Below are 22591 nucleotides of genomic sequence, written 5' to 3'. Positions count from 1 at the left end.
AAAGTTGATTATGCCCGGAGCCCGACGGCAAGACCTCAGAGCGCCGCTACAGCCCCGCTGATGCACCGGCCTAAAAAGAACCGCATCGAAGGCTCGCCCGATCTGGGCTATGTCAGCGCATCCATGTCGAACCCCAGAACTTGACGATGCGGATGCAGACGCGTCGCTTAACGTGCCGACTTCTGCCTACAGTTCATAGACCCATTCGGCCGGCACGAAGCGATGGGCTTGCCGTGGCGCCCGACATGTCCGAAACCGGGGAACGGCAAATGCATCCCGGCGATCGGCATCCGATCGGCAGCGACCCGGTCGAGCGTCCGCTTGCGCGTCTCGGCGGCCAGTTTGGAATCGACATCGAACGCGATGCTCCACTCCGGGCGGGCGAACTGAGGTCGCCATGTGCACGACATCAGCGCCTCGCCATCCGATTCGACAATGAAGCCGGCATGGCCCGGCGTGTGGCCGGGCAACGGCACGGTGTGGATCGAGCCGAGCGCGTCGCGCTCGCCGTCCACTTGCGGCAGGCGGTCCGCATAAGCGGCGGCGGGCTTGCGTGCCCTGATGAAGAACGGCTTCGCCTCGTCCGGCGCCTGGTTCATGTTCGCGTCGTCATGCCAGAAAGCGTAGTCGGTTGCGGTGACGACGAGCTCTGCATTTGGAAATAGCGCCTCGCCGGCGGGAGTCAGAACGCCGTTGATGTGGTCGGGATGCATGTGAGTAATCAGCAAAGTGTCGATCTGGTCCGGAGCGACGCCGGCCGCCTCGGTAGCGGCCGAAAGGCGGCCGGGTGACGGCCCATGCTGTCCGACGTACCGGCGTCTACGAGCACCAGACGGTCGCGCAGATTGACGAGATAGGCATTGACCGGTGCGCGGCGCGGTCCGGGCTTGTTGAAGCTGACCTCCGCCAGCCGCTCCGCCTCGCGTCGAGCCCGATGAAAAGCTCGGATTTAATGTCGATATAGCCGTCCAGCGCCGGCTCGGATGCGAAGGTCTTGCGCAGTCTACTCGTCTCGATCACGCTCTCTGTTACCCATGTGACGATGGCGGTGCTGATCGCCGTCCTCTCCTTGCCGCTCGTGTCTAATGCATGTCGCGCAAAAGTGTGCAGCGGTTTGCGAAAACGGCATGCATAAAAACAAGAACCTAAAGCGTGTCGCATGAGGCCGGACGAACGTGACGCGCTTTTATTGTTCTGGGAAGTGTTGGCCGGGCACCGCTGCTCGAAGATGTCAGTCGCGCACTCCTCGGGCTCATCGGTCTGTGGATGGGTGGCGCGCGCTGAACCACCGGCAGGCACAAACATGAAGGGGAGGTCGTCGGTGTCATTGCCGGCCTGATCCCGTGTCCGCTGACGCTGTTCGTGATGAGCTTCGCCATGTTGCGAGGCGTTCCCGGAGCCGGCATCCTTTTCGCGATCACCATGATGCTTGGCGTCGCGCTGACACTCTCGTCAGTCGCGGCGCTGTCGATCCTGCTTCGCGAGCGGCTGGTGCATTTCTTCGAGAGTCGGCCCTTTTTGTTCGACCTCATCTCGCGCGGCATAGAAGGTGTCGCCGGCCTCATCCTCGCCGGCGTCGCGGTCTGGCAGGTCGCGGCGCGCTGATCCAGGACTCGGACCAGATTTCTGACTTGCGTCTGCTCATCCGGCCGACGCTTGGGCTGGCGGAAGAGGTTCGCTAGTTCAGGATCTGGGTAAGGAACAGTTTGCTGCGCTGGTGACGCGGATGCGAGAAGAATTCGGAGGGCGTGTTCATCTCGACAATCTCGCCCTGGTCCATAAAGACGATGCGGTCGGCGACCTGGCGGCAAATCCCATCTCGTGCGTGACACACAGCATGGTCATGCCATCCCCAGCCAGCGCGACCATGGTGTCGAGCACTTCTTTGACCATTTCCGGATCGAGTGCCGACGTGGGCTCGTCGAAGAGCATGATTTTCGGGCTCATACAGAGCGCACGCGCGATCGCAACCCGCTGCTGCTGACCGCCTGAAAGCTGGCCGGGATATTTGTGCGCCTGGTCCGGAATCTTCACCCGTTCCAGATAATGCATGGCGGTCTGCTCGGCTTGTGCGCGCTGCATCCTGCGCACCCAGATCGGCGCCAGCGTCAGGTTCTCCAGAATGGTCAGGTGCGGGAACAGGTTGAAATGCTGGAACACCATGCCGATGTCGCGGCGAATTAGGTCTATCTTCTTCAAATCATTGGTGAGTTCGACGCCGTCGACGACGATCTGTCCCTGCTGGTGCTCCTCCAGCCGGTTGATGCAACGGATCATGGTCGACTTGCCCGAGCCCGAGGGCCCGCAGATCACCAGCTTTTCGCCGCGAAGGACTGTCAAGTCGATGTCCTTCAGCACATGGAAGTTCCCGTACCACTTGTTCATCCCGGTCATTTCGATTGCCGGCGGATCATTGGGATCGGGCATGGGCGGAACGCGCTTGGCGGCGGATGATAACATCACAACATTTCCTAGTGAGCGGTGGGGCCGCGCCTCTCCAGGAAGTCGGCGAAGCGGGCGAATGAGAACGAGAGTGCGAAGAAGATCGCGCCGATGAACAGGAACGTCTCGGCCGCCGGCGACGGCCAGTCCGGGTCGGCCAGCGCCGCCTTACCGGAGCTGATCAGGTCGAACAGGCCGACCACCAGGACAAGGCTGGTGTTCTTGATCATGACGATGATGGTGTTGGCCAGCGCCGGGATCGCCACCTGGATCGCCTGCGGCAGGATGACGAGATATTGCGTGCGCCAGAAGGGCAGGCCGAGCGCCGCCGCGGCCTCGTATTGGCCATTCGGGATGGCCTGCAGGCCGCCGCGGATCACCTCGGCGAGATAGGCCGCGGCGAAGATGGTGAGGGCGACCAGCGCACGCACGAACTTGTCGGGCAACAAGGCTTCGGGCAGGAACAGCGGCATCATGATCGATGCCACGAACAGGATGGACAAGAGCGGCAGCCCGGTCGGGCGCCGGCAGGCGTACGCAAGTACCCGAGGAAGGAACCCGCGGGCCACAGGCCAGCGGGTTCGTTCATCGGCCTCATTGCGGTCATTCAAGGGCTCGCTACGGAGTGACTGCTTCTGGCGCGACCGAGCCGGCGGAAGGGTTCGGCTCCGCCCTACTGCCGTGGAGCGTTCTACGTCGCGGTTGGGTGGTGAGCAGACCTCTGGTTCGCTAGAGTCCCAAGTTTCCACAGGGCTGCAGACCGAAACCCGGAAAACGCTTATCTCATAGTAAGCTGATGCATCTGGACCGCCTATGGTGAAGCCGACCGGATCCAACGAGGCAGTGAGGATCGAAGACCTTGACGACGCGGGGCTGGTTGAACACGCGCGTCAGCGTGACCCCGCCGCATTCTGGTTAATCATCAAGCGTCACAATCAGCGGCTTCACCGGGTCGCCCGCGCCGTCCTGAATGACGACACTGAGGCGGAGGACGTACTTCAGGAGACCTATATCCACGCCTTCACCCATCTGGCCGAATTCCGCGCGGAGGCGCGGCTGTCGACCTGGCTCACCCGGATCGCGCTGAACGAGGCGCTGGGACGCCGCCGGAAAAGGCGGCCCACTGTCGACGTGAAAGCCATCGAAGGCATGGTCGCTCCATTCAGCGCCCACAACCCTGATCCCGAAGAAGCAGCCGCGCTCGTTGAAATCCGCGGCCTCCTGGAGGGGGCCGTCGGTGGCCTGCCAGAGCCCTTTCGCATCGTCTTTGTCATGCGGGACGTTGAGGAAATGAGCATTGAGGAAACGGCTTTTCTTTTGGCATTGCGACCTCAGACAGTGAGCACCCGCCTTTATCGCGCACGCCGGCTGCTTCGCGAGGCGCTGCGTGACAAGCTCACCACCGTGTTCACGGATACGTTTCTCTTCGCTGGCGCCCGTTGTGACCGCCTCGCGCAATCAGTCTTAGATCGGCTCGCAATCAGCCTGGTTCGAAAGAATACTCATCTGTTGAATGTGGCGACCGAGCGCACGTAGACGCAGTCCACGCCGAGATTACGCCGGCTTCTTTCGCGGGGCTTTTGTAGCGGGACACGGGAATATTTCGGCGCCCCGGACCATCTAATCGTCGGGCAAATGCATTCGGCGCCGCGGTGCTGACAGCGGTGTTGAATCAACAAACATAGGAGACCGCTATGCAGGGCGCACTTCACCTATCCCGGCGTCAGTCGCTTCAGGGACTTGTCGTACTCGGTGCCGGAGCGGCACTCGGCGGCATCGCGCGGCCTTCTCCGGTATTGGCACAGGACATATCGGACGAGGACATTTTCCGCTTTGCGCTCAATCTCGAATATATGGAGGCTGAATACTACCTCCGCGGCACCACCGGAAAGGGTATCGACGACGCCGATGCCGGCTCGAAACCGGGCGATGTCGTCGGCGGAAAGAAAGTGTCCTTCGAAACACCCGCCATCGGCCAATTCATGCAGGAAGTTGCTGAAAACGAACTTGCGCACGTCCGATTCTACCGCAAGACGCTTGCAAAGAACGCCGTCGACAGGCCGGCCATAGATTTCGATGCGGGGTTCAAGGCGGTTACGGAGGCAGCTGGCCTCGGGCGGGACTTCGATCCCTTCGGTAACGAAACGAACTTCGTTCTCGGCGGCATGCTGTTCGAGGATGTCGGCGTCACCGCCTATGCGGGTGCGGCGACAGTTCTGAAAAACAAAGACTTCCTCGCCGCCGCCGCAGGCATCCTGGCGGTCGAGGCCTACCACATGGGAATGGCGCGATCTACGCTATACCGGAAGGGAGAGAAAGCCTGGAAGGCCGCCAACGCTGTCTCCGATGCCCGAGACAAAATCGACGGATCGGACGATAAGGACCAGGGGATCCAGGTGGACGGCAAAGCCAACATCGTTCCTTCAACGCCGGACGCAATCGCCTTCACCAGAACACCGCAACAGGTGCTCCGGATCGTCTACCTCACCGACAAGGACGGAGTGAGCAAGGGCGGCTTCTATCCGGAAGGGATGAACGGCACGCTCAAAAGCACCTGAGCCAGTTGCGACGGGTGACGATCGGCCGCCGGAAACCGAGCGGCCTGATATCGGCTGCTCTCGGAGAAAGACCATGAATAATGATGATAATGGGAGCCACGGATCGTCAGCTTCGCCACAAGCGAACCTCGGCCCTTCTATGCGCCATGAGTGAATCCTCGCGCTGACGACATTGCTGTGGCTCGTCGGGTAGTACAACGCTACGCTGCCTTGGCCCTAGCCGACACAGCGCTCTTCGCAAAGTCGCGCACGACCTGGACGAATGCCTCCGGTTTTTCGAGGGGCATGAACTCGCCAGCTCCGCTGATGACCTTACCTGTCAAGGCCTCGGCACCAATTGCCTCGATCCCAGCAACATAGTCCTCGATTCCGCGGCCGTCCGCGTTGCCGCGCAGATAAAGCATGGGCGTCCTGATCCGCTTGTGCCGCATGTTCTTCTTGGCGTCCGCCTCGAACGCTCGATACCAGTCGAAGCCGGCCTTCAATGCCTCCGGTCGTTCATAGGCTTTGGTGAAGGCGGCTCGGTGTTTCTCCGTTACCGCCTCTTTCCTCCCGGCAAGGAAATTCGTGAAGAAGTCAAAATACTCCCGTTCGTGACCGGTAACCAGCACCTCGGGCAGCTCCGGTATGGCGTGGAAGGCGAAATGCCAGATATGCGGATTGCTGATCACCTTCGTCCAGGGTTCGCTGCCCGGCAAGACCGTATGGGCTACCACCGCGCCGCGTATGCGCGCCCCATGTTCGCGGGCCGATCCAAAGGCAATCATGCCGCCGACATCAAACCCGGCGACCACGATGTCCTTGGCGCCAAGCTCTTCCGCAGCCGTGAGGACGATATCCGCGAGCACTGCCTTTTCGCCGGTTCGTGGAGCGCCGATAGACTCGCCGATGCCCGGCAGATCAGGGACAATTGCGTAGAAATCCGCCGCGAAGGCGTCGATCACAGTGTCGTAGACCCGACGATTGTGTGGCCAACCGTGTAGCAGCAGCAGTGCCGGATGCTGCGGATTGCCGGTCACGTCGGCGGCCAGAACCAAATCATCAAGTTTCAATATTTCGCTGCGCACCGGATGACACCTAGGGGATCTCACCTCAGTATCGCCGCCAGCCTTGGCAATCTTGCGTCGTCCGGTCCGATCTCAAGCTCGCCATGTGCCATAGGGAGCTGCAAAGCAAGATCGTGTCCCAGGGAGTGGTGTAGCTGACGGCTTGGTCGCCGCGCTCTCCGGCACGGGGCCGGGCTGATCAGCGTGCCACGGCTGGCAGGCTGATCAGAGGATCATCGCTCATTTGGCTGATGGTTTCCAGCGTCATGTATCTGGCGCGCTGCACAGCCCATTCGTCGTTCTGTTCGAGCAGGATCGCGCCAACCAGGCGGACGATGGCGTCATCATTTGGGAAGATGCCGACGACCTCGGTGCGCCGCTTGATCTCGCCGTTGAAGCGCTCGATCGGATTGGTCGAGTGCAGCTTGGCGCGGTACTCCTTGGGGAAAGTCATGTAGGCAAGCACGTCGGGCTCGGCGTCGTCCATGATTGTCGCCAGCTTCGGCACCTTCGGCCGGATCTGGTCGGCGACGGCGCGCCATTGCGTGCTTGCGGCCCCGGGCGTTTTCCTGGGCGAAGGCGGTGGCGATGAAAGCGGAGACCGCGGCGCCCGCTCTTGCCGGCATGGGCCAGCACGTTCCTCATGAAGTGGACGCGGCACCTCTGCCAGATCGCGCACAGCACCTTGGTGACGGCCGCCTTGATGCCTTCATGGGCAGACGTCCATGGTTATCACGATCGAGCTATGTCCCTAGCCGTTCCTGGATGACCTTTGGTGGAAGGCCGAGCCCACAACCTTCTGGCCGATTGATCAACCATGATGCAGAGAAATGGCGAAGGGCGTGCATGCCGCCATACTTGGCCGCCATGACGACTTCGCCGTCCTGGTTTCTCTCTTCGCTCGCGACAGTCACGCCAGCCGACACCTGCGTTGGGAGGAAACCGCGTTTGGTGATGTTCGATCCGCTTTCGATATTGCCGCTTGCTATCGGGAACACCTAGTGCAATTCCCTGACGGGATTGCCCGCGGCGTCGTTGCCAGTCACGCGACGGGGGCAGGCGAGCTTCCAACCAGGGATCGTTCTCTCTCCCGCTTCAGGCTTTGGCCGGCCGATCGCCCCATAGTCGTCGGCGCGCTGGTGAACGCTAATCTGTGCTCGCTCGAAATCCACGTCACTCCATCGCAGCCGGCGAAGCTCCGATGATCGCGTGCCGGTAAAGACGGCAGTGCCGAGAAGCGGGCGCCAGCGTCCCGTCGATGAGGCAAGAATGGCCTTGATCTCTTCGCGCGTCGGTATGTCGACGCTGATATTGCGCTTGCTTTTCTGTCGCTTTTCCGCCTAGCGCTCCTTGCCTCTGCGCCGCGCGCGGCGGAGGCCCTGACCGGATCGCGTGTGGCCAGGCCGCGTTCCTGCGCGTCAGAGCAAAGCGCCCCAAGCGAACCGAGAGCCTTCCGGGCCATCGTCTGCAATCGGCCTTCGTTGCTTCGTTCCGCAGCTTGTCCGCGAACTTGCGCACCGCCGGCACCGTGATGTGGGAAAGCAGCGTCGTTCCGATGAACGGTTCAATGTGAAGTTTTCAGGTGCCGTTTCCAATGGTCAGTCGATGAACGCTCGAGGCCTTCATTTTTCGCCAGTCGCAATCCAGAACGCTGCGATACCCCGCTTCGCACGACAACAGGGAACGATATCGCCCCCCATGTATTACAAACCCATGGACACTATGGAACCCCACGGCCACGGGATGGCGGCCGATATTTTGACATCGGAAGTTGCCAATGCCAGGCAGCGCATCCACCGGACCGAGCTCGCGCTTCGACGCACTGAAGAAATGCTGGCCGAAAATCTCGCGCTCTGCAGAAGGATACGAACTGCGGTCGAGGCCGCAGACCGATTGGTGAAGATCGATCCCCCCAGCTTTGAAGGACGTCGCGCGGGTTGAACTGGGCCGGCGTTTCGTTCGTCGCGATCTTCAGGCCACCGGCGCCACCACTCTCGCTCCAGAACCGTGCCCGCCACATCGACGTCTGAGCGACACGCTCGCGAACAGCCGGAACCAACGTCGACCACAAGCGGTTTACAAATCGAAGGGACCGCAATGGATTCGGAATAATGGAACTTTTGGATATGGAACTGGCGAGAGCCCGACAGCGGCTTAACCGGGCCGAACGCTCCCTCGAACGTGCAAATGAAATGCTGGATGAAGACTGCGGTGTCGGTATCAACCTCGCGCTGTGCAGCACGATCCAGGCTGCGCAACGACGCGTGGCCGAGGCGAGATCGCGGTTGGCGAAGATCGATCCTGGCAGCACGGACACAGCCGCACGGTTTGAGCCTTTTGGCCGCTAGCCGCACACCGATGTAGCGACAGAGCGAGGTCGGACTCATGCGGCGTTCGCTCGGGCTCGTCAGCATTTTGACGAGTTCTCCAAGGCCATCAATGAACTCACCACCGGCGAAAAACGGCTGCCTCATCCGCCGGGCTGGAGAAACACCAGGGTTCGGCAAAGTACGCGAGCGCCAATGGCTCAGCCTCCACATGGTCCAGTACGAGGCAAGCAGTGATCCTCGCTGCCGTGGTCTGATCGTCGAGCGGCACCATGAGATCATCGGGCTCCAGAAGCAAAACGGCGCCTGGCAAGGTCATGTCATGGAACAAGCTGAGGTCCGAATATGAGTCCCGAGGCGTCTTCGTAACGCTTATCTTTCCCGCCGCTATGGAGTAGCGGCTGGGGAATTTTTGGGACGAAGAATGCTACGTTTCGCTCTCACGAGCTCGGGCAGATCGGTGTCGTTCGAGCCTGTCTCTCGAAAGACGCCAACTATTTGCATTGCGAGCATTTGGTCAGCTTGGGAGGAGCGGGCGATCTTCTCCTCACTGCAGAGTTGGTCGAAAAACGCGTTGGAAAAGGTCCAGATCGGATGGGTATAGACCGGCTCGTTTGAAAGGCATTTTGAACCCCCAAGATTCAGAAGACCGTCGCTGTAGTAGCTGATGCATCAAAAATAGTGCCCGTCAGGATGCACGAGTGAACGGTGTGTAAAAAGCGAACATGAGGCCGGATATGGAATCCCCAACTCTTGGTTGGAGTGCGGCGGGTTTTTCAATGGCGATCTCGCAGCTTTTTCACTGCCTTGGTGAGGGTCTGGCGGTCGTTGCCGATCTTTTTAATCAGTTTGCTGACTTGACTTGGCGAAATGCAATTTTTCCGCGCGAAACGTTCCACCTCATAAAACGCATCGATCGATCGATAGGCGGCCTCGGTCGACGTAGGCTTGGTTGCCCTTGTTCTCGTTCATTTCCGTTTTCCTACTCACTCAGCAGCTGCAAATGAGAATCCGCCCGCCACTCCTCGATTTGGCGGGCGGATCCCATCAGCGCAGGAAGGGACTCTAGCTGCGCAAATACAATTTCTGGGGACTTTTTGAGCGTCATTTCTGGCTAACGACCATCAACTCGCGACTATTCCAATCACCAAGCAGGTGAGGGAGATGGCGAAAACCGGTGCAAGCAGCCAGCGAGCTTCGTGAACACTGTTCTCCATAGGCTCCTCCCTTGAGGGACCGCAACGAGTACGAACAGACGCAGTTCCGGACGGCTACACTGTGGGGGGCCATTGCGCGCAGCGACTCAGACTTAGGTCCTACGCACGCAAGCCTTAAGGCTCAGTTTGGAACGTCTAGAGAAGCTGCAGGTTTGGGGCGCTTTGGCGCGATGTTTTGCGCCCACGAGCCCACAAGGAGATAGCTATGAGAATTCATCTTTCCACCGCAGTCGCGGGATTCTTGCTGCTTGCAGGTGTCGGCGCCGTAGCCGCTCAGGACGTCGTCATCGAGCCTGAGCAGGAAACCGTCATCAAGGAATATGTCAAGAAGCAGCCGCTCGCATCGGTGAAAGTCCCTGGAGTGGAGCTCAATATCGGTTCGACGTTGCCCGATACGGTCGAGCTTCATGAAGTGCCTAACGTCAAGAAGTATCGCTATACGGTCGTCGACGATCGGACCGTCGTTGTCGACCCGGGCACACGCAAGATCGTCAAGATCATCCAGTGACCTGACGACTCAGAGGACAGCCCGCCGTTCCGAAAGGTACGGCGGGAAGGTCGCGACCGGAGAAGCGCAAGGGGGGAATTGAAGCCGACGATTTGATAGCCGCATCCTTCGTTGACGGGCTGGACAAGCTTTGAGCTCTCCAGAATGCGAGGCGCTGCAATGTCCCTCTCTCCCATTCTATCCTCTGCCGGTCTGACTTTCCAATGCCCGCATTGCAACTTCGCTCGTCAAGAACGGCGGCTGGTTCCAGGTTGTTTCCCATTACAAGTGCGAGGGGTGCGGACGCGAGGTCCGGATTACCTATACCGACACGATTGGGATTTTCCAGAAGCACACGCACTTGGCCATGCCCCCGCCGGGAGCGCGGAAGATTTGCAGGCCCCGAAAGTGAGTTCGAAATGCCGGGCGCCGAGTGCGAGCCGGGAATGCCGGCACTCGCCTGAGATCGGCACGCGCAATACGTCGGCAGCGCTTTCGTCAGCAGCAATCGAGAGATGCGCGAGCACCTTCGGAAGTAGGTCCAGGAACATGCCGGCCCACCCAATGCCCAGAGCAAGATCCGCACCGAGCAACTGAGAGGAGGCTACATCAGAGCAATGAAGACCACCGGTGCGAAGATCAGGAAGATCGCCATTAGTGTGGTCACGGTAATGGCAAGGCGCTCGGTTCGCCTGACGAGTGCAGAGACCTCCTCGTCGCTCGACGAAATGAGATCAACCATCGAGAAATTTGTTGGGTCAGGAGTTTGATTGTCATTTGCGGGTCGGCTTGCGACCTCATCTACGTCCTGTCTGCTCTGGATAAGGTCACAGTTCTTTCCGCTTTGTTAAAGGCATCATATCGATCGAGGCATACAGTGGGCACCCGGCGGACCACCGATGAAGGGACATTGCTCGGCGGCCTACCCGCCTCGGATCATAGCCCCGTGGCGGAGCTAAGTACCTGCCGCTCCATCCGGCGGCACGCAAAGACGCACTGTTCAGCACGGTCGGGGCGCATGCCTGCACGAGCGGCGGCCGGTGAGGCTGGGATCCGATTAAGCTCCGGGGGAACTGAAGCGCTCGCGTCGCGCTGAAGATGGCCGGCACCCATCGGGAGCGGGGGAGGGCATGGGATAGGTGCCGGCCAGGCGGAATCAAGTCCGCCGCCGCGTCAGCGTAGCTGACCCATTCCTCGGTGTCATTGGCTGATTGCCGGGTCGGCGCCCTATCCGTCGCACGCACAGCCCGGTGCTTTGTGGTACTTTCTCTGCCTCGATATGCAGCTATCCCCGCACGCTTGCCGGCGGAGCAGATTTTGCAGCATCCCTCAACGAGGATGGTCGACCAGGGTATGGACGTTTCGAAACGCCCCAGCCGAAGATTGTCCGCCGGGTGCCTCCGCCGAAGGTCGTCAAGCCCGTTCGCAAACAAAAAATCGCGAAGAAAGTGATTATACCGGTTGCGGACGAGCCTGTTCCTGCGCCTGTCATTCCTTCTGGTGGCGGCGGCGGTGGAAGCGGGGGAGGCGGCTGGGGTTGATCAGGTCAGACGGAAGAAGGATTGCATGAGGCTATCCTCAAGGCCAAACGGGATGCTTCTTCAACAGCCTGCTAGAGGCCGAACGTCCCCTGCATGCTCAGGAGCTCTTATCGGGGTGGGGATGCTGCTTGGAGTGGAACGACTTCTTTCCCTGTGGCCTCCAAGGAGTGGCGCCAACGTCACTTGAGTGCTGCCCATCCAGTCACAAGAATAAGGACAAACGTGACCAGCGCGCCAGAGACGTACAAGATCGTTCTGACACTACCTCCCTTGGCGGCGTTTCCGCCGCGCAGGTAGACTCCCAGGTGGAGGAGGCGTATCGCGACGTGGGTCCAGACCAATATCGCCAAAGTGGCCGGTTCAACGCCAACCATCATGGCTAGCGCCGAGGGCACGACAAGGGGCGCCAGCGCCTCGACCGAGTTCATGTGAACGCGGTCGATCCTTTAGAGCCGGTTCTCGTCGTCTGCTGGGACTACCGGTCCTGCCAGCGCTCCTGCAAACCCTTGGACGAACCTGAGTAGACTGCCAATACGACCGATAGCAAACAGAGCGCGAGCACGCCGAGAACGCTTAACAATAGACTTCCGTCTTGTCTCCACTCACTGGGATCGCAGTGGACCAAACGGTTCTTGCCAGTCACGCCCTCAAAGTCGCCAGCGGTGTCAGGCGGTCGCACCGGGGAAAAGGTCGTGGAACCGCCGCAAGTACAGCGGCCAGCCTTGATCGCTATCAACCCCCCCGCGCACGCCCTCCCAGCCTTCGCCATGGCGTTCGAGATTCCGGTGCTCGATCTCAACCCGGGTTCGGTTCTCCGTCTCAGCCGTGAACCGGACTTCCCATTCGCTGGTTTTGTTCAGGTCGCTCTCAATCTGCCACCGAGGGCTGATGTCCCAGCTCAGAATCAGCCGGCTGGGGGGATTGTAAGCCAACACGCGAGCCCAGCGGCACTCGCTGCCGTCCACGCCGCGATCGTAAACGTGGCCCCCGACCCAGGGTTCGAAGATCGTCTCTGCGATCGGTACGGCAAGAAGATTGTGCTCGCGAGGTTTGAATTTCCCGAAATCCTCGGTGAAGACCTTGAAGGCACGCGCGATAGGTGCCTCGACAACGACGAAATGCCTTACGGGCGCGGTTGCAGGAAGCTTGCTCATGGCTGGTCCTTCTTTGGGTGCTCGACGGCCAGTTTGTAGCTCGCCAGGGTCTTGCTCCAGAACTGATCGATTTCCGCGCGCAGACTTGCTAGGCCGTCCGGATCGATACGGTATATTCGTTCCTTGCCTGAGCGCGTGTCGGCCACAAGCCCGGCATCCTTGAGCACTTTCAAGTGCTGAGAGACCGCCGGCCTGGTTACAGGCAGCACACGAGCAAGTCCGCTGACCGAACAAGGCTGTTCGACCAACAATTCGAATATCGTGCGCCTCGTCGAGTCTCCGAGCGCTGTCCAATGTTTCGCGTTAGTGGCCACTAACGCGAACTTAAATCGATGGGCCTGCGCTGTCAACCTGGAGGGATCGACGGAACTCAGCCCTGGTCCAGACCCCGTCGTTAAAAGTTCAGGTGATGTCGCGCGCTACTCGGTGACTAAATGTAAGGTACGCCGCCTCCACTGCTCAATCAGCGCAGCAACCGGAAAGCCGCCCGAAGTCCCTGGGTGAAGATTTCCGGCTGCTCCCATGCCGCGAAATGTCCGCCGTTTTCGGCGTTGCTGAAGTAGACCAGGTTGTTGTAGCAGCGCTCGACCCAGCTGCGCTCGCGCGATAGATCTCCCCGGGGAAGACGGTCACCGCCACGGGCATCTTCACAATGTCACGGCGTTGAAATTGTTGGAATGATCTTCCCAATAGATCTGTGCGGCGGAAGCCCCGGATTCTGTGAGCCAGTACAGCGAGACGTCATCGAGCATCTCATGTCTCGTCACGACCGCTCCGGTTTGCCGCCACTGTCGGTGCATTGAGCGAACTTCAACGCCGCCATCTTTGGGCGGACCTCCGCCGCGAAATGGCTGGCTGAGAACGGTGTGGATCCTGTAGGGGACGGTCGCGATCAGGCGTAGCAGAAACTCTTTGGAAATGGCTGTCGGAGCCTTCTCGTGCAGCTCGACAGGCGAACCCGCGGTTCGGTCGATGGCGACGAACATGTGTAGCTTGCCCTGTTCGGTTCGAACCTCCGCGATATCAACGTGGAAGAAGCCGATCGGATAGGCCTTGAACTTCTTTTTCGCCGGCTTGTCGCCCTCGACATCCGGCAATCGGCCGCTGCCGTGGCGCTGCAGACAGCGGTGCAATGAACAGCGCGTCAGATGCGGGATCGTCGGCTGCAACGCGTAGCGGCAATCGTCGAGCGGCAGCAGAGTGTAGCGCCGGAAGGGACGATGACGGCCTCCTCCTCGCACAAGAGCACTGTCGATCTAGGCTCTCTCGGACCGATCGGCAAATCGGCCACCGAGGTCCGTTCCCGCCATTTGGCAACAGTCTTCTGGTTGATCCCGTAGCGCTTCGCCAGCGCTCTCAGGCTCTCTTGACTGTTCTGTATCGCTCGAGGACCGCCTCTGTCGTCGTGGCGTGCCCATGCAGAACCTGGCCCATAGCGCATCACTTGATTCGGAGGACAAGGATGCCCCATCAAAATCTGGGATCAAACATCTGGTCGACCTGAGCTTTTCGCTAACCAACCCTGCCAGTCCGCCTCACGACAGCGGACATAAGGGCTGCCCAAGGGTCCCACCTGTCAGATCGATCAGTCCGTTTTAGGTTAGCCTGCCACGTCAGCTCGGACTGGAACGTCCCTATCTTCCTGCAGGGCTCCGAAGGTGCCGGTCTGCTCTCGGCCCTACAGCGGCCGGGCGGCAATGCGCCCCACCGCGGACGTTCGAGTCACTTCTCTTTGTTGACCGAAGCTGCGATCCATCCGGAGCTCAATACGGAAGGTGGCAGACCTTCTTGTCGTCAGCATATTTAAAGCGCCACGCGCGGTGAATTGGCGGGCTCCAGGGCTCGGATTAGCGTCGCTTCATGCGAAGCGTGCAACGAGTAAGGACTATTGTTTAGCGGGAGACAAAGATCAGGCGACAAGTGTACGCGGTTCTCGTCTTATCGAAAACACCTGCTGCGCTCCGTCAGATCTTCCGGCTGGCCAGCAGCCTTGTCAGCCAATCCGGATCCATTTCCGGCACGGAGGATAAAAGCCGTTCGGTATAGGGGGCATGCGGCGGCGTGAGAATTTCGCTCTTTAATCCCTGCTCAACGACTTTCCCCTGGTGCATGACCACAATCTCGTCGGCGATCGCCCGCACGGTGGCAATGTCATGGGTGATGAAAATGTAGCTCATGCCGAGCTCGCGCTGAAGCCGCATTAACAGCTTGAGGATTTCCTCCTGCACAATCTGGTCGAGCGCAGACGTGATTTCGTCGCAGATGATCAGTTCCGGATCGGCGGCCAACGCTCGGGCGATGCAAACGCGCTGCTTCTGGCCCCCCGACAGTTCGGCCGGCAGACGATCCAGGTAAGTTTCGCTCATCTCGACCATGTGCATGAGTTCGCCGATCCGCCGATCCCGCTGCGCTCCCTTGAGGCCAAGATAGAATTCAAGCGGACGAGCTATGACTTCTTCGACCGTCTGGCGCGGATTTAGGGCGTTGTCGGGCATTTGATAAATCATCTGTATGCGGCGCAGGATCTCTTTTGGGCGCAACTTAAGGGTCTTAGAAAGGGCCTGACCGGCAAAGGAAATCGACCCCGAAAGCGGGGGCAGCAGGCCGGTAACAACGCGTGCGAGCGTCGATTTCCCGGAACCGGATTCGCCGACCACAGCCACTGTTCTTCCGCGTGGAACTTTGATGGAGACATCCTGGAGCACCTTGACCGTCCGCGCGTAAGCCGCGGTGACGTTGTCTATCGTAAGCAGATATTCATCGGCCGGAACTTCGGGCTTGGCGAGCTTGCGCACGGCCCAGAGCGTCTTGGTATATTCCTGGGTGGGCGAGGCGAGCATCTGGCGTGTTTCAGCCTCCTCCACGGTTAGTCCATGGCGCAAAACCATGATGCGGTCCGCCATTTGCGCCACCACAGCCAGATCATGCGTCACATAGATTGCAGCGGTGTTGAACTCCTCCACGATGTTGCGAATGGAGGCGAGAACTTCGACCTGCGTCGTCACATCGAGCGCCGTCGTTGGCTCGTCGAAGACGATGAGGTCCGGACGACAGGCCATCGCCATCGCGGTCATTGCCCGTTGCAACTGTCCGCCGGAAACCTGATGAGGATAGCGAAAGCCGATGGTCTCCGGGTCTGGAAGCTGAAGACGCCGATAAAGATCGACGGCACTCCGGTTCGCTTTCTCTCGGCTGGCAATCCCATGCGCCACCACAGTTTCGACAGTCTGGTCGAGGAGCCGGTGGGCCGGATTGAAAGAGGCCGCGGCGCTTTGTGCGACATAGGCGATACGGGAGCCTCTGAGGCGACGCCGCCCTGTTTCGCTGAGTGCCAGAAGATCGAGCCCGTCGAACAGAATCGAGCCCTGTGTGATACGGCAGCCCGGCTTGGCGTAACCCATCGCGGCGAGGCCAATGGTGGATTTGCCGGCGCCTGACTCGCCGATCAGGCCAAGAACCTCCCCCCGCTTCAGCGCCAGATCGACCCCGCGGACAATGGGATGCCATCGCTCGTCCGAGAAGCCCTCCACATGGAGATTGCGGATCTGAAGTAGATCCTTACCTTTTTCGCGCGAGGCCGGACCGCTACCTTTCATCCCGCAACCCGCTTGTTGCGTGCAGGAACCAGTCGACGACGAAATTCACGGATACCGTGAGGAGGGCAATCGCGCCGGCCGGCAGCAGCGGCGTGACATCGCCGTAGGTGATCAGGGTTGCATTCTCGCGCACCATCGATCCCCAATCGGCGGTCGGCGGCTGAATGCCGACGCCCAGGAAGGACAGTGCCGCGATCGTGAGGAATACGAAGCAAAATCGCAAGCCGAACTCGGCGACCAGCGGCGGCATGACATTGGGAAGGATTTCCTTGGCGATGATCCATTTCGGGCCTTCGCCGCGCAATCGCGCCACCTCGACATATTCCATCACTGCTACGTTAAGCCCGACGGCGCGTGCGAGCCGAAAGACGCGGGTGGAATCGAGCAGCGCAATGATGATTATCAGGCTGGTGATCGACGACCCGAAGATCGAAAGCAGCACCAGGGCGAAGATCAGGCTTGGGATCGACATCAACACGTCCACCGCACGCGACAGTATCTGGTCGAGCCATCCCCTGTACAATGCGGCAAGAAGGCCGAGCGAGACGCCGACGGCGAAGGACAGCAGTGTGGTCGCGACGGCGATACCGATGGTGTTGCGCGCACCGTAAATCAAGCGTGTGAGCATATCGCGGCCGAGCTGGTCGGTTCCCAGTTTGAACTGCTGGCTCCACGGTGCGAAGGCTTCGCTGAAGACCTGCGTTTCGCCGTATGGGGCGATCCAGTGCGCGAACACCGCAACGATGACATAGCCGATGATGACGAGGATGCCGAACCAGGCACTGAAGGGTGCCTTCTTCAGCGCCGTTTTGGCCCGGGTGGCGCGCGAGCGCCTCAGCCTGTGAACCTGAGCGATGGGTTCGTAGCTGGTCATCGTGGATGCAAGAGCCTTGGATTGGTGGCGATCGAAATGATGTCGGCAGTCAGATTGAGCAGGATGTAGGTCGCCGCGAAAATCAGGGCGCAGGCCTGGACAACCGGAACATCCCTGGATTTGACCGCATCAACCATCAGTTGACCGATGCCGGGATAGACGAACACCACTTCGACAACGACCACTCCGACGACCAGATAAGCAAGATTGAACGCCACCACCGTGACGATCGGAGCCCAGGCGTTGGGCAAGGCATGCCTGAGTACGATGGCCATGGGCGACATTCCCTTCAGCCGCGCCATGTCGATATAGGGGCTTGCCAGCATGTTGATGATCGCCGCTCGTGTCATGCGCATCATGTGGGCGACGATGACGAGCGTAAGCGTGGTTGCCGGCAAAGCTACTCTCCAGACGTGATTCCAGAACGGCGTCTGGTCGTTCACGTTGGACAAGGTCGGGAATTTGGGAACTGCGTTGAGTATCCAGTTCAGTGACACTGCGAGCCATTGCGGCAGGGATTGTGCGAACTCGGATCCGATGAACGTGTCGCGCGAGATGACCAGGTAGGCAAGCATATAGGCGACGAAAAACTCCGGGAACGAAATGGTTGTCAGCGTCACTGCGTTCACCAGCCGGTCGAACCAGCCATTGCGGTAGAGCGCAGCGAGGACGCCAAGTCCCAGGGCCAGCGGAACTGCGATCAGCGCGGTCATCGACGCGAGGAACATCGTATTGTAGAGGCGCGGCGCGATGATCTCGGCCACGGTGCGCCGATACCCGGTGCGGCTCGCGAACGAAGAGCCGAAATCCCCGTGGAGCATCTGCCCGACCCAGACGAAGTAGCGCTCGACAGGCGGACGGTCGATGCCAATTTCTCGCTGGAAGGCGGCGACCGTTTCGGGTGTCGCGGATTGCCCGAGCGTCGCCTTGGCGAAGTCGCCCGGCAGCATTGCGATCGCCGAGAAGATAATGATGGAGACGATGAACAGCGTGACCAGGCCGAGGCCAAGGCGCTGCAGAACCGTTCTTGCGACGGGGTTCATTTGCACGCGTTTCCCGTTGCGGCCGCTGCCCTGCCACATCCGGCAGGGCACACCGGGGCCAACCGGACCCTCGCAACCATCGCGGGTCCGGCCCGCACTCTCACGCAGTGGCGATCCACCAGCGTTCGGCCATCTTCAGTCCATCGTTCTCCCAGTTCGGCGCCACTTCGCCATGTGCGAGCTTATTGGATTTGGCGCTGACGAAATTGTTGAAGACCAGTACGATGCTGCCGCCATCATCATGGGTCAGTTGCTGCATCTCGGCATACATTGCCGCCCGCTTGGCCTCGTCGGTCTCGGCGCGCGCCTGGACAAGCAACTCGTTGAAGCGGGGATTTTTCCAGAACGACTCGTTCCAGCTGGAGTCCGCGGCGAAGGCTTGCGTGAACATCCAGTCGGCCGTCGCGCGACCGCTCCAATAGGAAGCGCACCAAGGTTTCTTGAGCCAGACATTATCCCAATAGGCGTCCTCGGCCTCACGCACGACGTTTACGTCGATGCTGCACTGGGCGGCCGTCTCGCGGATGAGCGCAGCCGCGTCCACAGCGCCTGCAAAAGCGGCATCCGCAACCGAGAGGTCCACTTTCAGTTTTTCCATCCCGGCCTTTTTCAGATAATGCTTGGCTTTCTCCGGATCGAAACTGTGTTGCGGCTGCGGATTCGTGGCGAATTTGATTGCCGGCGCGATCGGGTTATCGTTGGCCACAGTGGCGTGGCCGAGAAAAATCTTGTCGACGATCTCCTGACGGTTGATCGCCCATTTCAAAGCCATTCGGACGTCTGGATTGTCGAACGGCGCCATCGTGACATTCATCGGCAACGTATAGTGGCCATAGCCGGTGACCTCGACGATCTCCACCTTGGGATTGCGTTTCAACATGCCGAGGGTCTTGAGGTCGGCGCGGCCAATATAGTCCACCTCCCCTGTCGATAACGCGGCCATGCGAGCGGCGAGATCGGTGATGGCGATGAACTCCACCTCGTCGAGATAGGGTTTGCCGTTCTTGAAGTAGTTCGGATTGCGCTTGAGCTTGGCCGAAACTCCGGGCTGGAAGTTCTCGAGCACGAAAGCACCGGTGCGAACGCCCGATCCCCAATCCGCCTTGCCGTCCTTGGCCGGCATGATGACCAGATGGTAGTCACTCATGATGTAGGGGAAGTCGGCATTGCCGCTCTTCAACGTGAAGACAACCGTCTCCGGGCCGTCCGCCTTGATGCTGGCGACCGGTTCAAGCAGCGGCTTCGCCGCCGATTTGGTTTCGTCGCCCATATGGTAGCGCAGCGAAGTCACGACGTCGTCCGCCGTCACATTCTTGCCGTTGTGGAAGATTGCGCCCTTGCGCAGCTTGAAGACCCAGGTTTTGGCCCCGTCGGATGATTCAAAGCTCTCGGCAAGGTCCGGATGGACGTTGCCTTTCGCGTCGACCTCGGTGAGGCTGTTGGACATCGAGCCCGAGAACGCGGTTTGTGTGAACGTATCCGGGTAGCCGGCCGGATCGATCGAATCCGTTGTTGCGCCATGTGCCATGCCCAGCTTGGCGAAGCCGCCCTGCAGCGGTTCGGCCCGTGCCGTGCTGACGAAGAGCTTGTCCGCAGCGGCGACGCTCAGCCCCGCGGCCAGCCCAAGATGAATGAAGTCGCGGCGAGAAATCTTGCCGCGACCAATCAGGCTTTGAGCGATAGCAAGCTTGTATTCAGATTCTGACATTTGACTCTCCCATTGCGGATTTTCCGCGTTATTGTTCGTCAAGCACCTGTGAAGAAATCTGCTCGTCAGCCGCGATCACCCTTTCTTCTGACCGCTCAAATCCGCACCTCGATCAGGCCGTCACATAGATGCTGCCCGCCTCGACGGTGACTGGAAATGTGCGCGCGCGAACGGACGGATCGACCAGGGCCGCACCTGATTTGATGTCGAATTCCCAGCCATGCCAGGCGCAGCGCACGATCTCGTTTTGGCGGTGATAGATGAATTGCGCCCCTTCGACCGGTGCAGTTGTTCCGCATTGCGGCCCCTCGCAAAGCGGAGCGCCGCGGTGCGGACAAACATTCAGCAGCGCGTGGAATGAATCTCCGATGCGGAAAACGCCGACCGAAAGGCTGCGGATCTTGGCGATGAAAGGAGACCCGGTTTCGATCTCGTCGACGCGGCAGATGTATGTCTTCTCGGGCATCGTCTGCTTCCTCAGGCAGCATTCGCCGCTTGCGCGCGCGGGATGCGCTTGTAAACCTCCAGCGCATTCAGCCCCATGATCTTGCTCTTCCAGGCAGGAGGGATTTGCAGCGTGTTGGCATCGTCATAGTCCCAATGCGGATAGTCGGAGGCAAACATCAGCGTATTTTCGCCGTCCATCGCCTCGAGAGTGGACCAGAGATGCTGAATATTTGCGGGCTGCTCCAGCGGCTGCGTGGAAAAGCGGATGTTGCGCCGGCAATATTCGGACGGCAGCATTTTCAGCCATGGCGTCTCTTTGCGTAGGGCTTTGTAGTCGGCGTCCAGGCGCCACAATACCGATGGCACCCAGGCGACGCCGCATTCGATGACGACGAAGTAGAGGTCCGGCCATTTTTCGAAGACGCCATGCGCAATCATGCTTGCGACATGCGAAATGGCCGACATGTGCAGGATGGCATGGGTCTCCCAGAAGAATGTCGTCGGGGCCGGAGCAATCGCGGTCGAGTTCACGCCGCCATGGCCGCCCAGATGAATGGCAAAGGGCAGCCCGACCTCGGCGCAAGCCTCATAAATTGGATGGTAAAACGGATCGCCATAGGGCTTGACGGAGCCTTGCGAGGCAAGAACCTGAACCATGCGCGGATGATTGCCCAAGCGGCGTATCTCGGTGGCCGCGAGCTTCGGATCCTGTGGCGCAATGATGATCGAGCCCACGAAGCGATCGTCCTTCGGCAGCCAGTGGTCGATCTGGTAGTCATTGTAGGCGCTGACGAGAGCGCTGGCATAATAGGGGTTGGCGAGGGTAGACGCCTCGATCGGCTCATCGCCGGTCAGGATCGCCACGTCGACCTTGTACTTGTCGAGGTGTTTTTCCTTCATGATGAGATAGTTGTCGGCTTCAGTTTTCGGACGGACGTCCTTGCGGGAGAAGTCCTGCGGATGAAACCAGGGACGATGGCCATGCGGGAAGGCGCCAACGGGACCTGTCTTCTCGCCTTCGACGAACATGTCCCTCCACAGGCCGGAAAGGTAGGGCTCCAGTACAGTGGCGCTTGACCAGTAATTGTGACAATCGCAGTCGACTATGAACACGTTGCTCAGCTCCGTAGCTTCAGCCTGGTCGATGCTGCCGGCCGATTTCTCCCATGCAGCTTCCGCCTTGAGTATTGTTTGATCAAGCTTATGATCCAGCGCAATATGATCGACTTTTTCGATTGGAGGTCACGTGCAGCTAGATCACATCGAAACCTTTCTCGACATCATCGAGTCGCGAAATTTCAATCGCACCGCCGATCGGCTGGGATTGACCCAGTCGACGATCAGCACCCGGATCAGGAATCTGGAGAGCGCGATCGGGTCCGAGCTCTTCCAGCGCGGGCGCGCCGGTGCTGAGCCGACAGCCGCAGGACGGCGGTTCGAAGCCTACGCCAGATCCCTGCTGTCGACCTGGTCGCAAGCTCGACACGACGTGCGAGCGTTCAACCGGTTCGAGGGCACCTTGCGCATCGCCGCACAGGTAGGCATGACCCGTTCGGTCCTGCCCGGATGGGTCGAGACACTGTGCCAGGCCCTTCCAAAATCCTCGATCCACGTCGAGTCGGACTATTCGAACCAGATGGTCAGCGACCTAAGCATGGGAAATCTGGATATCGCCGTCCTTTATGCGCCTCGCTACCTGCCTGAGATCGCCTACGAACACCTGATGGTCGAGGAATATGTGATGGTTTCGACGGCTGCCAGAACGCTGTCTGACGTCGACCCTGAAACCTACATTCGCCCGGGCTACACCGCCGTGCTGGAAAAGACGCACGCAGAGCTGTTGGCCGAGTTAACGATCTGCCGGCTTTCGACGGGATCGGAAACTCTGGCGGAGATCATGCTGCGGCGAACGGGCGGCACCTGCTATATGCGTAGCGACGATGCGCGCCGGTTCACTGCTGAACTCCCATCGTTTCTCGTCGAGGGAGCGCCGACGCTGCACCAGCCAGTCCACACCGCGATACTCGCGCGCCGCAAACACGAACCAATTATTCGCAAAGGCATCCGAGCTCTCCAGGTTGCTGTGATGTCACTGGAAGTCTAATCGAAATTACCGATCATAAAGGCAGGATTGCGCGGCTGTTCAGCGGG

The 22591-nt window shown here is 59.9% G+C and carries 22 protein-coding genes and 4 pseudogenes; 9 read left to right on the top strand and 17 right to left on the bottom strand.

Annotation, left to right across the window (positions count from 1 at the left end; translation table 11 throughout):
* Positions 1–167: 167 nt before the first annotated feature.
* Positions 168–728, bottom strand: coding sequence for an MBL fold metallo-hydrolase (locus NKI17_RS29785; protein WP_352907162.1), 561 nt, complete (start codon positions 726–728; stop codon positions 168–170).
* 269 nt (positions 729–997) lie between these two features.
* Between NKI17_RS29785 and NKI17_RS29780 the strand changes: the two are divergent.
* Both NKI17_RS29780 and NKI17_RS29775 read left to right on the top strand, forming a co-directional pair.
* A pseudogene (locus NKI17_RS29780) lies at positions 998–1084 on the top strand (ABC transporter permease); the annotation flags it as partial.
* 242 nt (positions 1085–1326) lie between these two features.
* A complete protein-coding gene (locus NKI17_RS29775) occupies positions 1327–1605 on the top strand; it encodes a hypothetical protein (RefSeq protein ID WP_352907166.1) in 279 nt (92 codons plus the stop codon).
* Positions 1606–1678: 73 nt separating this feature from the next.
* On the opposite strand, the pseudogene NKI17_RS29770 reads toward NKI17_RS29775, so the two are convergent.
* Positions 1679–2427: pseudogene (locus tag NKI17_RS29770) on the bottom strand (amino acid ABC transporter ATP-binding protein).
* Between the two features lie 44 nt (positions 2428–2471).
* On the bottom strand, positions 2472–2945 hold the full coding sequence (locus tag NKI17_RS29765; RefSeq protein ID WP_352725696.1) for an ABC transporter permease subunit: 474 nt from the start codon (positions 2943–2945) through the stop codon (positions 2472–2474).
* 310 nt (positions 2946–3255) lie between these two features.
* Here NKI17_RS29765 and NKI17_RS29760 point away from each other — a divergent pair, with 310 nt between their 5' ends.
* Positions 3256–3978 carry an RNA polymerase sigma factor gene (locus tag NKI17_RS29760; RefSeq protein WP_352693759.1) on the top strand — a complete coding sequence of 241 codons (723 nt, stop codon included), beginning with the start codon at positions 3256–3258 and terminating at the stop codon, positions 3976–3978.
* Between the two features lie 158 nt (positions 3979–4136).
* Complete coding sequence (locus NKI17_RS29755; protein ID WP_502894653.1) at positions 4137–5000, top strand: ferritin-like domain-containing protein; 864 nt, start codon at positions 4137–4139, stop codon at positions 4998–5000.
* Positions 5001–5200: 200 nt separating this feature from the next.
* Here the strand turns inward: NKI17_RS29755 and NKI17_RS29750 are convergent, their stop codons facing one another.
* Both NKI17_RS29750 and NKI17_RS29745 read right to left on the bottom strand, forming a co-directional pair.
* Entirely contained in the window at positions 5201–6052 is an 852-nt protein-coding gene (locus NKI17_RS29750) for an alpha/beta fold hydrolase (RefSeq protein ID WP_352693757.1), read from the bottom strand.
* Positions 6053–6245: 193 nt separating this feature from the next.
* Positions 6246–6769: pseudogene (locus NKI17_RS29745) on the bottom strand (transposase); the annotation flags it as partial.
* A 107-nt stretch (positions 6770–6876) separates the two neighbouring features.
* Between NKI17_RS29745 and NKI17_RS37100 the strand changes: the two are divergent.
* The 3 genes from NKI17_RS37100 to NKI17_RS29730 all read left to right on the top strand — a co-directional run bounded on the left by NKI17_RS37100 (position 6877) and on the right by NKI17_RS29730 (position 8394).
* Entirely contained in the window at positions 6877–7251 is a 375-nt protein-coding gene (locus tag NKI17_RS37100; protein WP_502894652.1) for a hypothetical protein, read from the top strand.
* A 493-nt stretch (positions 7252–7744) separates the two neighbouring features.
* Positions 7745–7987 carry a hypothetical protein gene (locus NKI17_RS29735; protein WP_352693755.1) on the top strand — a complete coding sequence of 81 codons (243 nt, stop codon included), beginning with the start codon at positions 7745–7747 and terminating at the stop codon, positions 7985–7987.
* Between the two features lie 170 nt (positions 7988–8157).
* Positions 8158–8394: a hypothetical protein gene (locus tag NKI17_RS29730; protein WP_352907161.1), complete on the top strand. Its 237-nt coding sequence runs from the start codon at positions 8158–8160 to the stop codon at positions 8392–8394.
* Positions 8395–8491: 97 nt separating this feature from the next.
* On the opposite strand, the gene NKI17_RS29725 is transcribed toward NKI17_RS29730, so the two are convergent.
* Positions 8492–8704, bottom strand: coding sequence for a hypothetical protein (locus tag NKI17_RS29725; RefSeq protein ID WP_352693751.1), 213 nt, complete (start codon positions 8702–8704; stop codon positions 8492–8494).
* A 1091-nt stretch (positions 8705–9795) separates the two neighbouring features.
* Here NKI17_RS29725 and NKI17_RS29720 point away from each other — a divergent pair.
* The gene (locus NKI17_RS29720; RefSeq protein ID WP_352648076.1) at positions 9796–10098 is read left to right on the top strand and encodes a DUF1236 domain-containing protein; all 303 of its coding nucleotides are present in this window, start codon (positions 9796–9798) and stop codon (positions 10096–10098) included.
* 583 nt (positions 10099–10681) lie between these two features.
* Here the strand turns inward: NKI17_RS29720 and NKI17_RS29715 are convergent.
* The 11 genes and pseudogenes from NKI17_RS29715 to NKI17_RS29665 form a co-directional block, all read right to left on the bottom strand.
* Entirely contained in the window at positions 10682–10819 is a 138-nt protein-coding gene (locus NKI17_RS29715; RefSeq protein WP_352725698.1) for a hypothetical protein, read from the bottom strand.
* A gap of 978 nt (positions 10820–11797) precedes the next feature.
* Entirely contained in the window at positions 11798–12046 is a 249-nt protein-coding gene (locus tag NKI17_RS29710; protein ID WP_352725700.1) for an MAPEG family protein, read from the bottom strand.
* Between the two features lie 237 nt (positions 12047–12283).
* On the bottom strand, positions 12284–12772 hold the full coding sequence (locus tag NKI17_RS29705; protein WP_023678366.1) for an SRPBCC family protein: 489 nt from the start codon (positions 12770–12772) through the stop codon (positions 12284–12286).
* Positions 12769–13086 (bottom strand): ArsR/SmtB family transcription factor, encoded by a 318-nt coding sequence (locus tag NKI17_RS29700; protein ID WP_023678365.1) that lies wholly within the window; start codon positions 13084–13086, stop codon positions 12769–12771. Before NKI17_RS29700 ends, NKI17_RS29705 begins: the two co-directional genes overlap by 4 nt.
* Positions 13087–13626: 540 nt before the next feature.
* Positions 13627–14206: pseudogene (locus NKI17_RS29695) on the bottom strand (transposase family protein); the annotation flags it as partial.
* A gap of 530 nt (positions 14207–14736) precedes the next feature.
* The gene (locus tag NKI17_RS29690; RefSeq protein WP_352907160.1) at positions 14737–16368 is read right to left on the bottom strand and encodes an ABC transporter ATP-binding protein; all 1632 of its coding nucleotides are present in this window, start codon (positions 16366–16368) and stop codon (positions 14737–14739) included.
* Positions 16358–17242, bottom strand: coding sequence for an ABC transporter permease (locus NKI17_RS29685; protein ID WP_352449149.1), 885 nt, complete (start codon positions 17240–17242; stop codon positions 16358–16360). Before NKI17_RS29685 ends, NKI17_RS29690 begins: the two co-directional genes overlap by 11 nt.
* Entirely contained in the window at positions 17239–18285 is a 1047-nt protein-coding gene (locus NKI17_RS29680; RefSeq protein ID WP_352725706.1) for an ABC transporter permease, read from the bottom strand. The genes NKI17_RS29685 and NKI17_RS29680 overlap by 4 nt, the downstream gene beginning before the upstream one ends.
* 100 nt (positions 18286–18385) lie before the next feature.
* Entirely contained in the window at positions 18386–19993 is a 1608-nt protein-coding gene (locus tag NKI17_RS29675) for an ABC transporter substrate-binding protein (RefSeq protein ID WP_352907159.1), read from the bottom strand.
* A gap of 112 nt (positions 19994–20105) precedes the next feature.
* Complete coding sequence (locus NKI17_RS29670; protein WP_352694503.1) at positions 20106–20459, bottom strand: Rieske (2Fe-2S) protein; 354 nt, start codon at positions 20457–20459, stop codon at positions 20106–20108.
* 11 nt (positions 20460–20470) lie between these two features.
* Positions 20471–21553: an amidohydrolase family protein gene (locus NKI17_RS29665; RefSeq protein ID WP_352907158.1), complete on the bottom strand. Its 1083-nt coding sequence runs from the start codon at positions 21551–21553 to the stop codon at positions 20471–20473.
* Positions 21554–21686: 133 nt separating this feature from the next.
* Between NKI17_RS29665 and NKI17_RS29660 the strand changes: the two genes are divergently transcribed.
* Positions 21687–22544, top strand: coding sequence for a LysR family transcriptional regulator (locus tag NKI17_RS29660; protein WP_352725714.1), 858 nt, complete (start codon positions 21687–21689; stop codon positions 22542–22544).
* The last annotated feature ends 47 nt before the right edge of the window (positions 22545–22591 follow it).

The organism is Mesorhizobium sp. M0816 (assembly GCF_040320005.1).
GTDB lineage: Bacteria > Pseudomonadota > Alphaproteobacteria > Rhizobiales > Rhizobiaceae > Mesorhizobium.
This window is presented reverse-complemented; position numbering and strand designations above follow the sequence as displayed.

Coding starts and splice junctions, on each gene's coding strand:
- NKI17_RS37100 (WP_502894652.1), top strand. CDS start 6,877: ATGGCGAAGGGCGTGCATGCCGCCATACTTGGCCGCCATGACGACTTC.
- NKI17_RS29720 (WP_352648076.1), top strand. CDS start 9,796: ATGAGAATTCATCTTTCCACCGCAGTCGCGGGATTCTTGCTGCTTGCA.
- NKI17_RS29730 (WP_352907161.1), top strand. CDS start 8,158: ATGGAACTTTTGGATATGGAACTGGCGAGAGCCCGACAGCGGCTTAAC.
- NKI17_RS29715 (WP_352725698.1), bottom strand. CDS start 10,819: ATGGTTGATCTCATTTCGTCGAGCGACGAGGAGGTCTCTGCACTCGTC.
- NKI17_RS29680 (WP_352725706.1), bottom strand. CDS start 18,285: ATGAACCCCGTCGCAAGAACGGTTCTGCAGCGCCTTGGCCTCGGCCTG.
- NKI17_RS29685 (WP_352449149.1), bottom strand. CDS start 17,242: ATGACCAGCTACGAACCCATCGCTCAGGTTCACAGGCTGAGGCGCTCG.
- NKI17_RS29670 (WP_352694503.1), bottom strand. CDS start 20,459: ATGCCCGAGAAGACATACATCTGCCGCGTCGACGAGATCGAAACCGGG.
- NKI17_RS29760 (WP_352693759.1), top strand. CDS start 3,256: ATGGTGAAGCCGACCGGATCCAACGAGGCAGTGAGGATCGAAGACCTT.
- NKI17_RS29755 (WP_502894653.1), top strand. CDS start 4,137: ATGCAGGGCGCACTTCACCTATCCCGGCGTCAGTCGCTTCAGGGACTT.
- NKI17_RS29675 (WP_352907159.1), bottom strand. CDS start 19,993: ATGTCAGAATCTGAATACAAGCTTGCTATCGCTCAAAGCCTGATTGGT.
- NKI17_RS29705 (WP_023678366.1), bottom strand. CDS start 12,772: ATGAGCAAGCTTCCTGCAACCGCGCCCGTAAGGCATTTCGTCGTTGTC.
- NKI17_RS29735 (WP_352693755.1), top strand. CDS start 7,745: ATGTATTACAAACCCATGGACACTATGGAACCCCACGGCCACGGGATG.
- NKI17_RS29710 (WP_352725700.1), bottom strand. CDS start 12,046: ATGAACTCGGTCGAGGCGCTGGCGCCCCTTGTCGTGCCCTCGGCGCTA.
- NKI17_RS29690 (WP_352907160.1), bottom strand. CDS start 16,368: ATGAAAGGTAGCGGTCCGGCCTCGCGCGAAAAAGGTAAGGATCTACTT.